Annotated in this window: 15 protein-coding genes; 6 read left to right on the top strand and 9 right to left on the bottom strand. The window is 65.7% G+C overall.

Going from position 1 to position 15,358, the window contains the following annotated elements:
• Window positions 1-60: 60 nt before the first annotated feature.
• The 7 genes from ACSQ9I_RS31570 to ACSQ9I_RS31540 form a co-directional block, all read right to left on the bottom strand.
• Window positions 61-1,608 (bottom strand): UxaA family hydrolase, encoded by a 1,548-nt coding sequence (locus tag ACSQ9I_RS31570; RefSeq protein WP_436316001.1) that lies wholly within the window; start codon window positions 1,606-1,608, stop codon window positions 61-63.
• A gap of 24 nt (window positions 1,609-1,632) precedes the next feature.
• Window positions 1,633-2,826 carry a fumarylacetoacetate hydrolase family protein gene (locus tag ACSQ9I_RS31565; protein ID WP_436315999.1) on the bottom strand — a complete coding sequence of 398 codons (1,194 nt, stop codon included), beginning with the start codon at window positions 2,824-2,826 and terminating at the stop codon, window positions 1,633-1,635.
• Window positions 2,827-2,924: 98 nt separating this feature from the next.
• On the bottom strand, window positions 2,925-3,818 hold the full coding sequence (locus tag ACSQ9I_RS31560) for a fumarylacetoacetate hydrolase family protein (protein ID WP_436295361.1): 894 nt from the start codon (window positions 3,816-3,818) through the stop codon (window positions 2,925-2,927).
• A gap of 20 nt (window positions 3,819-3,838) precedes the next feature.
• Window positions 3,839-4,900 (bottom strand): ABC transporter ATP-binding protein, encoded by a 1,062-nt coding sequence (locus tag ACSQ9I_RS31555; RefSeq protein ID WP_436295360.1) that lies wholly within the window; start codon window positions 4,898-4,900, stop codon window positions 3,839-3,841.
• Window positions 4,901-5,008: 108 nt separating this feature from the next.
• Window positions 5,009-5,686: a hypothetical protein gene (locus tag ACSQ9I_RS31550; protein ID WP_436295359.1), complete on the bottom strand. Its 678-nt coding sequence runs from the start codon at window positions 5,684-5,686 to the stop codon at window positions 5,009-5,011.
• The gene (locus tag ACSQ9I_RS31545; RefSeq protein ID WP_436295358.1) at window positions 5,673-6,458 is read right to left on the bottom strand and encodes a 2-keto-4-pentenoate hydratase; all 786 of its coding nucleotides are present in this window, start codon (window positions 6,456-6,458) and stop codon (window positions 5,673-5,675) included. The genes ACSQ9I_RS31550 and ACSQ9I_RS31545 overlap by 14 nt, the downstream gene beginning before the upstream one ends.
• A 7-nt stretch (window positions 6,459-6,465) precedes the next feature.
• Complete coding sequence (locus ACSQ9I_RS31540) at window positions 6,466-7,287, bottom strand: IclR family transcriptional regulator (protein WP_436295357.1); 822 nt, start codon at window positions 7,285-7,287, stop codon at window positions 6,466-6,468.
• A 117-nt stretch (window positions 7,288-7,404) separates the two neighbouring features.
• On the opposite strand from ACSQ9I_RS31540, the gene ACSQ9I_RS31535 reads away from it, so the two are divergent.
• The 6 genes from ACSQ9I_RS31535 (at window position 7,405) to ACSQ9I_RS31510 (ending at window position 13,195) form a co-directional block, all read left to right on the top strand.
• Window positions 7,405-8,331 (top strand): carbohydrate ABC transporter permease, encoded by a 927-nt coding sequence (locus tag ACSQ9I_RS31535; protein ID WP_436295356.1) that lies wholly within the window; start codon window positions 7,405-7,407, stop codon window positions 8,329-8,331.
• A gap of 5 nt (window positions 8,332-8,336) precedes the next feature.
• A complete protein-coding gene (locus tag ACSQ9I_RS31530) occupies window positions 8,337-9,170 on the top strand; it encodes a carbohydrate ABC transporter permease (RefSeq protein ID WP_436295355.1) in 834 nt (277 codons plus the stop codon).
• Window positions 9,171-9,204: 34 nt separating this feature from the next.
• On the top strand, window positions 9,205-10,527 hold the full coding sequence (locus ACSQ9I_RS31525) for an ABC transporter substrate-binding protein (RefSeq protein WP_436295354.1): 1,323 nt from the start codon (window positions 9,205-9,207) through the stop codon (window positions 10,525-10,527).
• The gene (locus ACSQ9I_RS31520; RefSeq protein WP_436315998.1) at window positions 10,524-11,384 is read left to right on the top strand and encodes a shikimate dehydrogenase family protein; all 861 of its coding nucleotides are present in this window, start codon (window positions 10,524-10,526) and stop codon (window positions 11,382-11,384) included. Before ACSQ9I_RS31525 ends, ACSQ9I_RS31520 begins: the two co-directional genes overlap by 4 nt.
• Before the next feature lie 178 nt (window positions 11,385-11,562).
• On the top strand, window positions 11,563-12,582 hold the full coding sequence (locus ACSQ9I_RS31515) for a Gfo/Idh/MocA family protein (protein WP_436315997.1): 1,020 nt from the start codon (window positions 11,563-11,565) through the stop codon (window positions 12,580-12,582).
• A 184-nt stretch (window positions 12,583-12,766) separates the two neighbouring features.
• Window positions 12,767-13,195, top strand: a complete 429-nt coding sequence (locus ACSQ9I_RS31510) for a cupin domain-containing protein (RefSeq protein WP_436297012.1) — start codon at window positions 12,767-12,769, stop codon at window positions 13,193-13,195.
• 422 nt (window positions 13,196-13,617) lie between these two features.
• Here ACSQ9I_RS31510 and ACSQ9I_RS31505 read toward each other — a convergent pair whose 3' ends face one another.
• Window positions 13,618-14,487, bottom strand: coding sequence for an enoyl-CoA hydratase/isomerase family protein (locus ACSQ9I_RS31505; protein ID WP_436315996.1), 870 nt, complete (start codon window positions 14,485-14,487; stop codon window positions 13,618-13,620).
• Window positions 14,488-15,147 (bottom strand): IS6 family transposase, encoded by a 660-nt coding sequence (locus tag ACSQ9I_RS31500; RefSeq protein ID WP_436317080.1) that lies wholly within the window; start codon window positions 15,145-15,147, stop codon window positions 14,488-14,490.
• Between the last annotated feature and the right edge of the window lie 211 nt (window positions 15,148-15,358).

Here is a 15,358-nt window from a genome sequence, read left to right as displayed (position 1 = left end):
ATGGAGGTGGTCCGCCGCGTCAAGACGCTGCTGCGGCGTTGACAGGCCCTAGGGCTTCTTTCAGGTGATCGCACCCAGTTGCCAGGGCACGAACTCGTTCTGGCCGTAGCCGTGCAGCTCGCTCTTGGTCTTCTCGCCCGACGCGACCCGCAGGATCTGCTGGAAGATCTGCTCGCCCATCGCATCCACCGACACCTTCCCATCGACGATGCCGCCGCAGTTGATGTCCATGTCGGCAGACTGGCGCTGCCAGAGCGCGGTGTTGGTCGCCAGCTTCATCGACGGCGCCGGTGCGCAGCCGTACGCCGAGCCACGGCCGGTGGTGAAGCAGATCAGGTTGGCGCCGCCGGCCACCTGGCCGGTCGCGCTCACTGGGTCGTAGCCGGGCGTATCCATGAAGACCAGGCCGCCCGGGGGCACGGCCTGCGCGTACTCCACCACGTCCACCAGGTTGCTGCTGCCGCCCTTGGCGACGGCGCCCAGCGACTTCTCGAGGATGGTCGTCAGCCCGCCGGCCTTGTTGCCGGCGGAGGGGTTGTTGTTCATGTCTGCGCCCATGCGCTCGCAGTAACGCTCCCACCAGCGGATGCGGTCCAGCAGCTTGCCGGCCACGGCGCGGCTTTGCGCGCGTCGCGTCAGCAGGTGCTCGGCGCCGTAGATCTCGGGCGTTTCCGACAGGATGGCGGTGCCGCCGTGGCGCACCAGCCGGTCCATCGCCGCGCCCAAGGCGGGGTTGGCGGTCATGCCGGAATAGCTGTCGGAGCCGCCGCATTGCAGCCCCACCATAAGGTGGCTGGCGGCCACCGGCTGCCGTTCGACACGATTGGCGTCGAGCAGCAGGCCGTGCACCGCCGCCACCCCGCGCTGCACGGCGAGCGCAGTCCCGCCGCTTTCCTGGATGGTGAAGGTCTGCAGCGACGCGCTCGGCTGCAGGCCCTGCGCTTCGATCCATCCGGCGATCTGATTCGTCTCACATCCGAGGCCGATCACCAGCACCGCCGCGAAGTTGGGATGCAGTGCATAGCCCGCCAGCGTGCGGCGCAGCACGCGCAGGCCCTCGCCGTCGGCATCAACCGCGCAGCCGGCGCCGTGGGTCAGCGCTACCACGCCATCGATATTCGGGTAGTCCGCCAGCGCCTGCGGCCGCACGTCGCGGCGAAACTGGTCGGCGATGGCACGCGCCACCGTGGCCGAGCAGTTCACAGAGGTCAGGATGCCGATGTAGTTACGCGTGGCGACGCGTCCATCGGCGCGGACGATGCCCATGAACCGCGCCGGCTGCTCCGCCGGCACGATCGGCTTCGCGTCGAGGCAGGCCACCGCGGCAGCATCACGGTCGAACGAGCCCATCGCGAGGTTGTGCACGTGCACGTGCTGCCCCGTGCGAATCGCCTGCGAGGCGAAGCCGATGATCTGCCCGTAGCGGCGCACCGGCTCGCCGATGGCGATGTCGCGGACCGCGAGCTTGTGCCCGGTCGGGATCATTCCCGAGACCGTCACGCCCTCTTCGGCCAGCCGTGTGCCGGAGATGAGCTGGCGCCGGGCAATGACGACGTTGTCATCGACATGCAAGCGGATGGTTTGCAGCGTCGCGAGGGCGAGAGGCATGCCGGCGTTCGAAGCGGTGGCCATTTACAGCCTTCCCGTCGCCAGCAGACCGCGGCCTGAGAGGTTGGCGATGAGAGCGCGCAGGCCGAAGGTCCAGGGCGCGATGTCCTCGCAGTGGCGCACCCGGTTGCACAACTCGCCGAGCCGCGCGCTGCGGATGCTGACGCGATCGCCCACCTTGTGCGTGAAGCCGCCGCCCGGATGGTCGCGGTCCTGCGTCGGGGCGAAGAGGGTGCCCAGGAACAACATGAAACCGTCGGGGTACTGGTGCGCGGCGATGGCCTGGTCGACGAGGTCTTGCGGCTCGCGGCTGATGTACTGCATGGAGTTGACGCCGTCCAGCGCGAAGCCTTCCGGGCCGTCCACCCGCAGGTTCACCACTTCCTTGCGCACGTCGGCCAGGCCGAAACTCCGGTCGAAGAGGCGGATGAAAGGGCCGATCGCGCACGATGCGTTGTTGTCCTTGGCCTTGCTCAGCAGAAGGGCGCTGCGGCCCTCCAGATCACGCAGGTTCACGTCGTTGCCAAGCGTCGCGCCGACGACGCGACCGCGGCTGTCGACTGCCAGCACCACCTCGGGCTCGGGGTTGTTCCAGGACGAGTCGGAGCGGACACCGATGTCGGCGCCCGTGCCCACGGCCGACAGCACTGGCGCCTTGCTGAACACTTCGGCATCGGGGCCGATGCCCACCTCCAGGTACTGCGACCAGAGGCCTTGCTCCTGCAGAACCTGCTTCAGCGCCGTGGCCTGCGGCGAGCCTGGCTTCACCGCCGACAGGTCGGTGCCTATTTGCGCCACCACGCGCGCGCGCACGGATTCGGCGCGTTGGGCGTCGCCGCCGGCCTGCTCCTCGATCACGCGCTCCAGCATGCTGCTGGCAAAGGTGACGCCGGCTGCCTTGACCACCTGCAGGTCGCAGGGGGCGAGCAGAAAGGGCCGGGCCGCATCGCGCGTCGCCTCGTCGCCGTTGGCCAGCAGTTCATCGAGACTCGCGATGCGCTCGCCGGTGGCCTCGCGCACGGCGCGGGCGGGCTCGGGCAGATCGAGCAGGCTGCTCATGGTGGGGAACTCGGCGCTCAGGTCATGGATGCCGCCCTCGCGGATCGCCACCACGGAGGGGCCGGCGAGTTCGGGGCGCCAGACACGGCCCACGAGGATGCCGGTGTAGCCGTCGTCGGGGAGGCAGCGCTCGGCGCACAGTGCGAGCGGGATGCTCATGGGGTACTCACTTTCGCAGGTTGGTACGGGTCACTGGCCCTTCAGGCCGAGCTTCTGGATCAGCGTGCGGTAGTAGGCGAGGTCGCGCCCTTGCAGCATCAAAGCTGCGGCAGGCGCGCTTCGCGCCAGCGCGCCCCCATGGCTTCGTCGTCGTAAGCCACCACGCTCTGGCGCTGCTCGCCCAGCAGGGGGTTGCCCAGCGCGACGCGGTCGCCCGCCTTCAGGAACAGCGGCGGCTTGTGGCCCAGGCCCACGCCCGGCGGCGTGCCGGTGGCGATCACGTCGCCGGGGGCCAGGGCCATGAAGCGACTCAGGTAGGACACGATGTGCGCGACGCCGAAGATCTGCGTGCGCGTGTTGCCGCTCTGGCGCCGCACGCCATTGACCTCCAGCCAAAGGTCCATGTCCTGCGGGTCGGGTACTTCGTCGGCGGTTACCAGCCATGGGCCCAGGGGCGCATAGCCGTAGTAGCTCTTGCCTTTAGTCCACTGGCCTTCGTACTCGAGCTGCCAGGCGCGCTCCGAAACGTCGTTGCACAGGCAGTAGCCCGCGACGTGTCGCAAGGCATCCTCTTCGCGCACGTGCCACGCGGGGGTGCCTATTACCACCGCCAGCTCCACCTCCCAGTCCAGCTTGGCCGAACCCGGCGCGAGGATCAGCGCGTCATTGGGGCCGGCCGCAGCGCCGGTGTGCTTGTTGAAGACGATGGGCTGCGAAGGGATGGCCGTGTTGGTTTCGGCCGCATGGTCGGAGTAGTTGAGGCCGATGCAAACCAGGTTGGGGATGCTGCCCACACACGCGCCCAGCCGGACGCCCTCGGGTGCGGCCGGCAGTGTGGCGAGGTCGATCTCGCGCAGGCGCGCCAGCGCCGCCGGTGACAGCGTACGGGCATCGATGTCCGGCACCACGCCCGAGAGGTCGCGCACGACACCTTGAGCGTCGATCACCCCGGGTTTCTCGCTGCCGCGAGCACCGAATCGGACGAGTTTCATTTCTTGTGTTCCTTTCAGGTTCAGTGCACCGGCTCGAGCCGCTCGCCCGAGTCCGCACGGAACAGATGCAAATGCGCGCTGTCAGCACCCAGGCGCACTTGGTCGCCGGGGCGCACGCTGACCCGTTCGCGCAGCACGCAGGTGAGCTTGGTTCCACCCGCATCAACGACGAGGTGCGTCTCCGAGCCGGTGGACTCCACCACTACCACGCGCGCCTCCACGCCCGCGCCGTCCAGCCGCAGGTGCTCGGGCCGCACGCCCAGCGTGAGCGCCTGGCCGCTTGTGGCCGGCACGCCAGGCACGGCCCAGTGGTTGCCCGCGTTGTCCACAACGCCCTGGTCGTTGACCTTGACGGGCAGCAGGTTCATCGACGGCGAGCCGATGAAGGCCGCGACGAAGACGTTGCGCGGGCGGTCGAACAGCTCCAGCGGCGTGCCCACCTGTTCCACCACGCCGTCGTGCATGGCCACGATCTTGTCCGCCATCGTCATGGCCTCGATCTGGTCGTGCGTGACGTAGATGGTGGTGGCCTTCAGACGCTGGTGCAGCTCGCGGATCTCGGCGCGCATTGCCACGCGCAGCTTGGCGTCCAGGTTGGACAGCGGCTCGTCGAACAGGAAGACCTGGGGGTCGCGCACGATGGCACGGCCCATGGCGACGCGTTGGCGCTGGCCGCCGGAGAGCTGCTTGGGCAGCCGCGCCAGCAGCGGCTCCAGCCCCAGGATCTTGGCCGCGCGCGCCACGCGCTGCTCGATCTCTTGCTGCGGCGCATGGCGCAGCTTCAGCGAGAACGCGAGGTTATCGGCCACGGTGAGGTGCGGGTACAGCGCGTAGTTCTGGAACACCATGGCGATGTCGCGCTCCTTGGGCAGCAGCCCATTCACGCGGCGCCCGCCGATGCGGATCTCGCCGGCGTCGATACCCTCCAGCCCTGCGATCATGCGTAGCAGGGTGGACTTGCCACAGCCCGAGGGGCCGACCAGCACCACGAATTCACCGTCGCGGATGTCGATGCTCACGCCGCGGATCACCCGCGTGCTGCCGAAGGACTTGGTTGCGTCCTGGATATCAACGGTTGCCATTTGGGTACCTCGTTCAAAAGGGATGTTGTTGCCGCGCGAAGTCGGTCGCGTGCCGCTGCGCCGCCGCAGCCGCGCGCGCCTCCGGGTCCAGGGGCGAGTTGTGATCGCTCATCCCCCTTGCCAGGCGGTCTTTAGCCGCGTGTGTTCATGCAGGTAGCGGCCCACGGCAGCCTCGCGCAGTTCGGTGAACTGTTGCAGCAGCGCGAGGGCCGCCCCAAAGGCGTCGAGATCGCAGCCCTCCAGCAACACCACCCAGCGAGCCGGCGCCAACAGGTCCTTGCGATTTTTGCTTTCGGCGGTGGACTGGCCCGATACGCCGGCATCGGAGCGCAGCAGGTGCGCACCGCTGATGCGCGGCAACCGTGCAGCGGTTTCCAGCGCCGAGGTGAGACGCGGCACCATGTCGTGCACAGCGTCGTCCGCGATGTCGAAGCGCACGGACAGCATCGCGCCACCCGAGCCCACGCCGTGGCTGGCCACCACGCGCGTGAGTGAGCGCGTAGTCGTCTGGAAATGTGCGGTGGTCGCACGCGTCCAATCCGTCGGCTCGTTCAAGCGCGACAGATAGTCGCTGCCCTGGATAACCTGGAAGCTCGAAGTTTCGTACAGGGTGAAGAACTCTGGCTGCGTGGCTCCATCGGCAGCGCGATAGCGGCGCCCCCGCACAAAGCCGGGAATGCCCACGCGCTCGGGCATGTGCTCGTGCAGATGCCAGGCGTAAAACTCCGCGCGTCCGGCCTCGGCGATGTCGTTCCAGATAGCCACTGCACCTTCACCTGCCAGCATGGTTTTGCTCCTTGAATGTTGGGGGCTCGGCCTCGCGCAGGTTGAGCGCGACTTGTCCGACCCCTTCGAAAACACAGCGCAGCCGCTCGCCGGGCCGCGCACGATGGACGCCGGTATGGGAACCGGCCAGCACAAAAGTCCCCGCCGCGAGGGTCTGGCCGCGCAGCGCCAGGTGGTTGGCGAGCAAGGCGACCGCGAGTAGCGGGTCTCCAAAAGGATTGCCGCCCGGTTTGTCGACCACGGGCACGTCGTCGGCCCACAGCGTCACGCGCAGCTTGTCGAACTCCAGCGGGCGCCAGTCGCTGCACGGCGCACCGAGCACCACCGCGCCATGGCCCATGCCATCCGCCACGATGTGTTCGCGCTGCGAGGCGAACCTGGCCGGCAACCGGCTGCACAGCAGTTCGAGGGCCGGCATGACAACGCCCACGGCCGCCATCACGTCGTCGCGCGTGCATCCGCCCAAGGGCAGGGGGCGATCGATGCGCAAGGCCAGTTCGCATTCGACACCGTCGCGAAGCAGCGCGGTGTCGGCGAGGACGGCATCGGACGCCATGCACCCGATGTCGAACAGGGGTGCCGAGATCAACTCGGCGGCCGGCGGCGCCGCGAGCTTCCAGCCCACGACCGTGGCGCCGAGTTCGGCGCGCACGCTCTCCTGCAGGCGATAGGCGCCCTCGAAGTCATCCAGGTGCTCCAGAGCGTGAGCCGTCATGAAGCCATTGGTGCGGCGCGCGGCAGCGAGCTCGCGCGCCAGGCTTTCTTCGCTCATCGCGCCTTCAGCCATTGGCCACTTTCAGCGGCGCCTGCCCCATCATGGCCTCCATCACCTTGCGGCTGGGCCACAGGTCGGCGATCTCCGCCGCAGTGGCCTGCACGTCGGGCGCAATGGCGGCGATGCGCTCCGGCGGGAGTCGCGCCACGGGACCGGCCACGCTGACGGTGCCGATCGCGCGGCGGGTTTGCGGGTCCACGATGGCGCAGCCCACCGCGCACGTGCCAGGTTCCCCTTCCTCGATGGAGGTGCCATAGCCGCGCTTGCGCGTCAGCGCGAGTTCGGCACGCAGGCTGGCCTCGTCGCGCACGATGGGCCGGCCGAACCGGGAGGGCACGACGAAGCCGCGCGCCTTGACCAGGGCCACGGCCTGCGCCTCGTCCAGGGTTGCGAGCCAGGCTTTGCCGGTCGACGTGGCGTGCAGCACCACGGGTTGGCCCATATCCGGGTCGTAACGCAGGCCGGAGAGCGCGCCCTGGGCCTTGGCGATCCAGATCAGCGCATCGTCTTCCACCAATGCGAGGCGCACCAGTTCTCCGGTGCGCGCGGCCAGCCGGTCCAGGGAGGGCTGGCAAATCTCCGTGATGCCGGAGGCCGCGAGGAAGCGAAAGCCGATGGCGGCCAGCTTCACCGTCATGCGGTAGCGCTGGCTGTACTCGTCCTGCACCGCCAGTCCCCGCCTCACCAAGACGGACAGCAGCCGGTGCACGGCGCTCTTGGGCAGGTCCAGCCGCCGCGAGACATCGCTGATCGGCAGGCCTTGGGGGTGATCGGCCAGCAGCGTGAGGATGTCCAGCACGCGCTCGATCATGTCGCCAGTGGCCACGGAATCTCCATGTATTTAGAACAGGGTTCCAATGTAGCACCGGAGTTCGGCGCGAAATCGAGGGATTTCCCGAGTGTCGAATAGCCTCGCGACACGTACAGTGGAACGACGTTCTAAATGAGGCTGCTTTTTATGAATGCCATTCCCTACACGGAGGCGGCGACTGCGCTGCAGACCGACCCTCGGCCGCCGGGCTTCTGGGCGCGTTTTGCCTGGTTCGCGCCGGCCGTTGCCATACTGCTAGCCGTCACGCTCTACCCCACGGCCGTGGTGCTGTGGCTGAGCGTCCACCGCACGCGCCTCTATGAAGTGGTGGAGGGCGTGGGCCTGGCGAACTACGTTTCGGTGCTCACTTCCCCGGCCTTCCTCGAACTCAGCCTCAACTCCCTGCTGTACGTGTTTGGCGCGCTGGCGGTGGTGCTGCCCATAGGTCTGGCCTGCGCCCTTGCGCTGCAGAACATTGCGCGCGGCGCTGCGTACGTGCGCACCCTGCTGTTGCTGCCCTGGACGTTGTCCATGGGCGTGGTGGGCTGCTTCTGGCTGTGGCTGCTCAATCCCTCGTACGGGCCCATGAGCTATCTGATGCGGTCCCTGGGGATGGAGCCCGGCCTGATGCTGGGTGAACCTTCGCTGGCGCTCCTTCTCGTCATCCTGGTCACCGCGTGGTGGTCCTTTCCCTACGTGATGGTGATGATGAGCGCCTCGCTGCAAAGCATCCCGGCGGAGTTGTATGAGGCGATCGACATTGACGGGGGCGGCCTGCGCGCGCGACTGCGCCACGCGGTGTGGCCGCACATCGCGCCCACGCTGGGCAGCACCGCCCTGGCGCTGGGCATCCTCTATCTCACGCTCATCACGCTGATCCTGGTGCTCACTGGCGGCGGGCCGCTGGGCTCGACCGCCACCTGGAGCTTCGAGGTGTTCTCCAGCGCTTTCCGCTCCGTGGACCTGTCGCCCTCGTCGGTCATCTCCGTCGTGGTGCTGGGGGTCAACCTCTTCCTTGGTTACCTTTACACGCGGCTCACCGGCCGCGTATCGGGCTGAACACCATGCATATCCGCCGTTCCGAAAAAATGCTGTCCTGGGCCGTGTTGACCGCCGTGGTACTGATCGTGCTGATCCCGCTGTCCTGGGCGGTGCTCACCTCGCTCAAGAGCGAGGCCAACGTCATGGCCTACCCGCCTACCTTTTTCCCCACGGAGCCGAGCCTATCTGCTTACAAGGCGGTGTTCCGGAACCAGACTTTCGGCTCCGACCTGTTCAACTCGGTGCTCTATGCGGTCGGCGCGGTCGCGCTGGCGGTACTGCTGTCCGCGCCCGCCGGCTACGCGGCTTCACGCTTTGAGTTCCGCGGCAAGCGCGCCGTGATGCTGCTGATCCTGTCCACGTCCATGATCCCCGGCGTTGCGCTGCTGGTGCCAACGTACTTCCTTTTGGACGCGCTGGGCCTCTTGAACAACGCTGCGGTCATCATCGTGGTGCAGGCCGCGCGCCTGGTGCCGCAGACGGTGTGGTTCATGCAGAACTTCGTGGACGCCGTGCCGCGCGAACTGGACGAGGCCACTCAGGTGGACGGCGCCAATCACTGGCAAACCTTCACACGGGTCATCCTGCCTCTGGTGCGACCCGGCATCGCCGCAAGCGCCGTGATCGGCATGATCACTACCTGGAACGACTACATCACCGTGGCCGCGTTCGCGCCTGAGGTAGCGCACCGCACGCTGCAAGTGGCCCTGGTCAACCAGGTGTTCGACAGCATCGGCATCACCTGGTCGTACGTCATGGCCTACGCCGTGGTGTCCTCACTTCCCATCGTCGCCATCTTCGTGCTCGCGCAGCGATGGTTCATCAGCGGCCTGACCGCCGGCGCCGTCAAAGGCTAGCCCGCCCCATGCGAACTTAAACCAGGAGACAAACGTGAACGAGCAGAAACCAGCAAGCATCAACGAACAGAAGCCCGTGCCCCGCACGAGCCGGCGCATCTTCCTGGGTGGCATGGCCGCCATGCTCGGCGCACCCGCGGGCCGGGCCTTCGCGCAGACCACCGAGACCATCGCCTACGACACCTTTCTCGATCCGGCCAATACCAACGACCCGCGCGCGGCGGCGCAGACGCAGATGATCGCGGCCTTCGAGGCCAGCCAGCCGCGTGTGAAGGTGCGCGTGGTGGTAGACCCCGCCGGGCAAAACGGCGTGCGCGCGGCGCGCGCCAAGTCGGACAGCCCCGACGTGATCCGCGTGAACAACTTCCAGATGCCCGAGTTCGTGGCCACCGGCTCGGTGCTGGCCATCGATGAGCTGATCGCGCGCGACAAGGTGGACACCACGGACTGGCTGATCGGCCTGGACCAGACGCGCGTCAACGGCAAGATCTGGGGCCTCCAGCAGGACTATCGCATCCCAATCTACGTCTACCGCAAGAGCAAGTTCGACGAGGCGAAGATTGCCACGCCTCCGCGCACTTACGAGGAAGTGGGCGCGCTCGGCCCGCTGCTGACCAAGCAGAACCAGATGGCCTACGGCGTCCCTATCGGCCTGAGCGGCGGGATCGGCGGCGCGCAGGCCTTCATGGAGTTCATCGTGAGCTCCATCGTGGCGGGCAACAGCGACCCCTTCTTCGCGCCCAGCGGCCGCGAGATCGGCTTTAGCGAGAAGCGGCTGCTGCTGGCCGCCACCATCGTCAAGGACCTGTTCCAGAAGAAGGCTGCGACACCCGTGAGCCTGCAGTTCGCCTACAACGAGCTGCAGGATGGGATGCGTGCGGGCACGGTCGCGTCTGCCACCTTCGGGCTGTACCGCTACCGAGGCCTGAAGGCGGCCGTGGCCAACGACCTGGCCTGGGCACCGGCCCCTTCGGTAGAGCCTGACGACAAGCATGCGGTGTACGGCTTCCAGATGTGCATCAACCGCCATTCGCCACGCCAGGGCGGCGCATGGGAGTTCGTCAAGTTCATGGCCAGCCCGGCAGCTCAGGCGATCGCCGCGCGAGGCGGCGAAGTGGTGGCGCGCGCCAGCGCCTACAAAGACCCCTACTTTAAGACGCCGGAAGCCGAGGACCAGCTGGGCTGGAAGGCGCTGGTGGAAAAACGCGGCCGCATGGTGAACTACTCCATCATCCAGTCAACCTTCAACCAGATCTGCGGTGAAGCCTTCCAGCGCATGATCCTGCGTGACCTGGCGCCTGCAGCCGTAGCGCTCGAGGTGCGCACCCGCTACACCGAAGCGCTGGCCAAAGCATGATGCCGCATGTCACTGGAACAACCCGACTCTATGCGTTGGTGGGCGATCCGCTGACGACAGCCAAGTCACCCGAACTATTGAACCGGCTCTTTATCGAACAGCGGGCAGACGCGGTTTGCATACCATTTGTGGTCAAGGACGATGATCTGCCCGCATTCGTCACCGGCGCACGAGCGTTGGGGAATCTCTCCGGCGTGCTGGTCACGATGCCTCATAAGCAACGGATGCTGGCCTTTGTCGACGAACTACATCCGACTGCTCGTCAGGTCGGCGCACTCAACGTCATCCGTTGCGATAAAGATGGGCGCTGGATCGGTGCCATCTTCGATGGTCTGGGTTGTGTGCTTGGCATGCAGTGGGAAGGAAACCACCCGGCGAACAAGTCCGTTCTTCTCGTAGGCGCCGGAGGTGCAGGCAGAGCTATCGCATTTGCAGTCGCTTCCGCGGGCGCCCGGACGTTGACCATCTTCGATGTCGACGAACGTCGCGCCGACGACCTCGCCAAATCCGTCGCCGCCGCGACCGGTTGCACCACACATTCTGGCTCAGCCGATCCACTCGGATTCGAGATCGTCATCAATGCCACGCCGCTGGGCATGAACACGAATGATCCCATGCCCGTGAATCCCGAGCGGCTGGATCCTGGCAGCATCGTCGTAGACATCATCAATGCGCCCGAGCCGACGCCGCTTTGCCGCGCCGCTCATGCGCGCGGTTGTCGCACCCAAGGGGGACGCCCGATGCATGAAGGGCAGGCATTGCATGCCCTGCGATTTCTTGGATTCGATTACCGCCCCGATGGGAAGTCAATACCGGACGATGGCTTGCTGTCCATGGCTAAGGATGCAACCCATTGATGCCTAAATTCTAAGGGCCCGTGCCCGAACTCAACTGGTTGTCACGCTTCTCTGAATGAACGGAAGATGTCATGAATAGGCTTTATCGGGTTGCCACAGCATTCTGTGCGGCTGGCGTCATTGCGCGCACCGCGCAAGCACAGCGTCGGCTTGTGCACCGTGCGAGGGGAGAACACGCATGAAAGTCGCATTGTTGGAGGCCAGCCATTGGCATGTCCCACTCTATCTCGATGCGCTCGAGGCGCCTGGGATCGAGGTGGTTGCCGTTTCCGATTCGGAGCAAGTGAAAGGGCAAGCGATCGCAGCGCGATTCGGGAGTACGCTGTACTCGTCGGCCTATGAGCTGCTCGAGCGCGAGGAAGTCGATTTCGCGTTTGTGTTCGGTCGGCATTCCGAAATGCCGACGCTCGCGGAAGCGGTGATCGCGCGGCGAATTCCGTTTGCGCTGGAGAAGCCCTGCGGTGTCAACATGTCGCAGGTTACCCGGCTGCGGAAACTGACCGAGGAAGCCGATCTTTATTGCGCGGTACCGCTCATCTTTCGCATGAGCGACCTGCTCAGCGCGCTCAACGGTGCCGAGGGCCGTGTCCCGTCGGACTTCAACTACATGTCCTTTCGTTTCATCGTAGGTCCGCCCGGCCGTTATGAAGCCGCGGGCTCAGGCTGGGCGCTCGATCCCGCGTTTTCAGGTGGCGGGTCCACGATCAATGTCGCGACGCACTTCATAGACTTCTTTAGATTGCTGACCGGCAAGGAGATCACGCGCGTCTCAGCCACCATGAACTCTCGGACGCACCGGGGCGCGGTTGAGGACTACTCGTTGCTGACGATGCAAACTGAGGATGGCGTGATCGGACTCGTGGAGACCGGATACAGCTTCCCCAGCACTTCAGACGAACAGCGCGAATTCTCGTTCACCCTTTCGTCCGATCGCATGTACGCGAAATCGGGCCCCGACCGGATCGAGATCCGGGACCGAACCAATATTGCCGCCGGCACCCGGAGTCTGCGTCTTGAGCTTGAAACGGACGCTTACTACCCCTTGTTCGTCAAGCGGGTCCTTGCTGAATGTCGCACGGGTGGGAAGCCAATCGCGTCATTGCGCGACGCCGAGGCAATGATGCAGGTCATGGACGCGGCCTACGCTTCGGCTCGGCAAGGGGGTGCGCTTCAGACTCTTGCGCCGATTGCCGTGTGATCCGGGCGCTCCACGCGCTGGATGCTTGACTGCCGAGGGGGCGTCATGAATCCCGGGAAAGTTTCTTCCGGTTCTTGGTGTCACCGACTTTTGAAATTGTGACCAACCAACCGCATAGCGCCATCTACGCCAGCGCCGCGCATCTCTGTCGCACTCGCTGGCCAGTAAATTGAAAGGGAATCCAATGAGCAAGTCTGCGCGATACAAGGGTCCATTGCCGCTTGACCAAGCGAAATCCAAGTTTGTTCTCACTCCTCTCGAGGACAGCCGTTTTCATCGAGCTGGCCCTCGCGCCAATGTTGAGTATCGGGATCTCGGAATGGCGGAGGCTTCGGATGGCCGCATTAGCGCCAAGCACATCCGCGCTGTTCAGCCGTTCGGCGAGGAGACCGGTTGGCATTGGCACGACATGACAGCGCATTTCGTGTACGTGCTGAAAGGCTGGGTCGAATTCAGGTTCGACGGCATGCCCGAATCGGTGACCGTCGTTGCCGGCTCCTGCCTCAGTCAGCCCGCCGGTGTGGCGCACAACGTCATCCGGCAGTCTGACGACCTCGAGTTGATAGAGATCAACACGCCCGCTGACTATGTGACGGTCGAATGCTCTCTCTGAGCGGCAGTGGCGCGGCCGAAGGCAGGTGGGCTTTCGAGGGCCAAGGCGCGAACGCCCGCGTGCAAACGTGAAGGGATCGAATCGCTTGCTGGCCAAGTGTTCATCGTTGCAGCGCGCGACCAAGGCTGGCGTGACGTGCCAGCTGCCGCCCGAGAACGATGCGGCGCTGGTTGAGGGCGGCATCAAGGTCAAGCCCGGCGCGCCGGCGCTGAACACGCTGATGCATCGGATCTCGGTTCTCTCAATGGCTCACCACTTGCCAAGCAGCCCAACGCCTGCACCGACTCCGCGGTCAAAGCGCTCCTGGCCACGCCTCACAAGGAGCCTGCGCTGACCAAGGAGCCGCTCGAGGCAGTTCTGGACACCTGCGACGACTCGCTAAATGGCAAGCGCGACCACGCCCCTCCTCCTGTTTCGCGTGGTCATCTGGCGGCCGTCGACGATCCGAGGTTTCGAAGGCGGTGTTCGAGAACCTGCGCCGTTCCGACGAAGGCGGCTATCTCTCCACGCTGGCCAAGCCCGAGACGAACCACAGCGGCAAGGTGGCGATCGGCGAGAAAGAAGCGGATGCTGCCGAACGCGACGTCGGCCGCGAGCCCCTCGACGTGAAAGGCAGCGAATCCGTCGCGTTCGCCCTTGACGAAGCGCAGCTCGCCGCCGTCGAGCGCGATCCGGTCGCCCTGGGCTTCAGCGCCGAGGGCGGCTGCCCACGTGCGCGCCAGCTTCGTCGGCTCGCGCGCTGTCAAAGTCGCGCCGGTCACGCGGCCCGGACCGATCTGGGCCGGCGCCTTCGCAATCCAGGCCGGACCGGCCCAGCGCCACGACGCCGGCTGGTCCATGCGGTCGAGCGCGACGATCGCGCCCGGGACGTCCGCGGGGTGAAGATGAATGTCGGTGTCGCCACCGCGGTCCAAAATGCGGCCCAGCCAAACGCGAGAACGCGTCTCGCCACCCGCCACATGGTCCACAAAGCCAATGCGCAGGGCCTCCCGTGCGTCGAATCGTTCGGCGCCGAAGAGAATGCGCTTGGCCTGCGACAGGCCGACGAGCGACAGCAGCTTTTGCGTGCCGCGCTCGCCATCAATGATGGACAGCCGCGCGGCAGGGATGCCGAACTTCGCTTCCGCTGAGGCATATCCGAAGTCGCAGGACATGGCCAGGTGGGCACCGCCGCCCAGGCAGTAGCCGTTCACCACCGCAATCGTCGGCTTCGACACCCCTGCTATGGCGTCGCAACGGTTCTGTCGCAGTAACGTCGTGGAGCCCAGTGAAGCCAGTCTGGTGCGTGCCACTCAAAATGCGAGCGAGTAGAACTTCGACGCCGCGGACGAAGCTGGGTCTTCAGGGCAGTCGAGCTGCCCCTTCTTGATCATGTGGGCTGTCTCGATGCCGGCAATGAGGATGCGAGCGCAGCGGAAAGACTTGAATCCAAGCATCGGCCGCACGATTCGCTTGATCGCCCGGTGGTCCTGCTCCACGATGTTGTTCAGGTATTTACACTGACGCAATTCGATGTCCGCCCCGGAATCATCATTGACGCTCTGGATGGCAGCCGTGTTGGCGCCGCTCTTGTCAATGGTGATCTTCTCGGACACACCATGCAGATCAATGGCTCGCTCCAGAAAGTGCCGAGCAGCAGCGCGGTCGCGCTTTGCACGCAGCAGAAAATCGATGGTGTCGCCGTCGCGATCGACCGCCCGATACAGATATTTCCACTGGCCGGCGACCTTGACATAGGTCTCGTCCATGCGCCAGCTCGTACCCACCGGGCGTTTGCTTCTTCGAAACACTGCCGCCAGTACCGGCAAGATCTTTATCGCCCAGCGATGGACCGTGGCGTGATCGACGTGCACGCCGCGCTCCGCCATCATCTCCTCAATGTGGCGAAGGCTCAGCGGATAGGCCGCGTACCAGCGCACGCAGGTGAGCATCACCTCCAGCGGGTAATGCATCCGCCTGATCACCTTGCGCAGCGCCTCGATCACGTCTTCGTCCCTTCCTCAGTCCCACCTCAGCTTATCAGCATGGGCTTGCTGCGACAGAACCGGTTGCGCTCATTCGGCGCTCAAAGTTCGGCCTAGCGCAGGATCGAATGCCGGCGGACGTGCGGCGCGACTTCGAGGCCGTCGCTCCCCGACGCCGACGCCCGCCCACCTACTGCAT

The organism is Variovorax sp. LjRoot84 (assembly GCF_964254305.1).
GTDB lineage: Bacteria > Pseudomonadota > Gammaproteobacteria > Burkholderiales > Burkholderiaceae_C > Variovorax.
Note: the sequence above shows the minus strand (reverse complement) of the source record. Positions and strands in the feature narration are given on the sequence as shown.

Excerpts from the sequence above, each read along its gene's own strand:
- ACSQ9I_RS31500 (WP_436317080.1), bottom strand. The coding sequence starts at position 15,147 with ATGCATTACCCGCTGGAGGTGATGCTCACCTGCGTGCGCTGGTACGCG.
- ACSQ9I_RS31560 (WP_436295361.1), bottom strand. The coding sequence starts at position 3,818 with ATGAAACTCGTCCGATTCGGTGCTCGCGGCAGCGAGAAACCCGGGGTG.
- ACSQ9I_RS31510 (WP_436297012.1), top strand. The coding sequence starts at position 12,767 with ATGAGCAAGTCTGCGCGATACAAGGGTCCATTGCCGCTTGACCAAGCG.
- ACSQ9I_RS31520 (WP_436315998.1), top strand. The coding sequence starts at position 10,524 with ATGATGCCGCATGTCACTGGAACAACCCGACTCTATGCGTTGGTGGGC.
- ACSQ9I_RS31535 (WP_436295356.1), top strand. The coding sequence starts at position 7,405 with ATGAGGCTGCTTTTTATGAATGCCATTCCCTACACGGAGGCGGCGACT.
- ACSQ9I_RS31555 (WP_436295360.1), bottom strand. The coding sequence starts at position 4,900 with ATGGCAACCGTTGATATCCAGGACGCAACCAAGTCCTTCGGCAGCACG.
- ACSQ9I_RS31565 (WP_436315999.1), bottom strand. The coding sequence starts at position 2,826 with ATGAGCATCCCGCTCGCACTGTGCGCCGAGCGCTGCCTCCCCGACGAC.
- ACSQ9I_RS31515 (WP_436315997.1), top strand. The coding sequence starts at position 11,563 with ATGAAAGTCGCATTGTTGGAGGCCAGCCATTGGCATGTCCCACTCTAT.
- ACSQ9I_RS31530 (WP_436295355.1), top strand. The coding sequence starts at position 8,337 with ATGCATATCCGCCGTTCCGAAAAAATGCTGTCCTGGGCCGTGTTGACC.
- ACSQ9I_RS31570 (WP_436316001.1), bottom strand. The coding sequence starts at position 1,608 with ATGCCTCTCGCCCTCGCGACGCTGCAAACCATCCGCTTGCATGTCGAT.
- ACSQ9I_RS31550 (WP_436295359.1), bottom strand. The coding sequence starts at position 5,686 with ATGCTGGCAGGTGAAGGTGCAGTGGCTATCTGGAACGACATCGCCGAG.
- ACSQ9I_RS31545 (WP_436295358.1), bottom strand. The coding sequence starts at position 6,458 with ATGAGCGAAGAAAGCCTGGCGCGCGAGCTCGCTGCCGCGCGCCGCACC.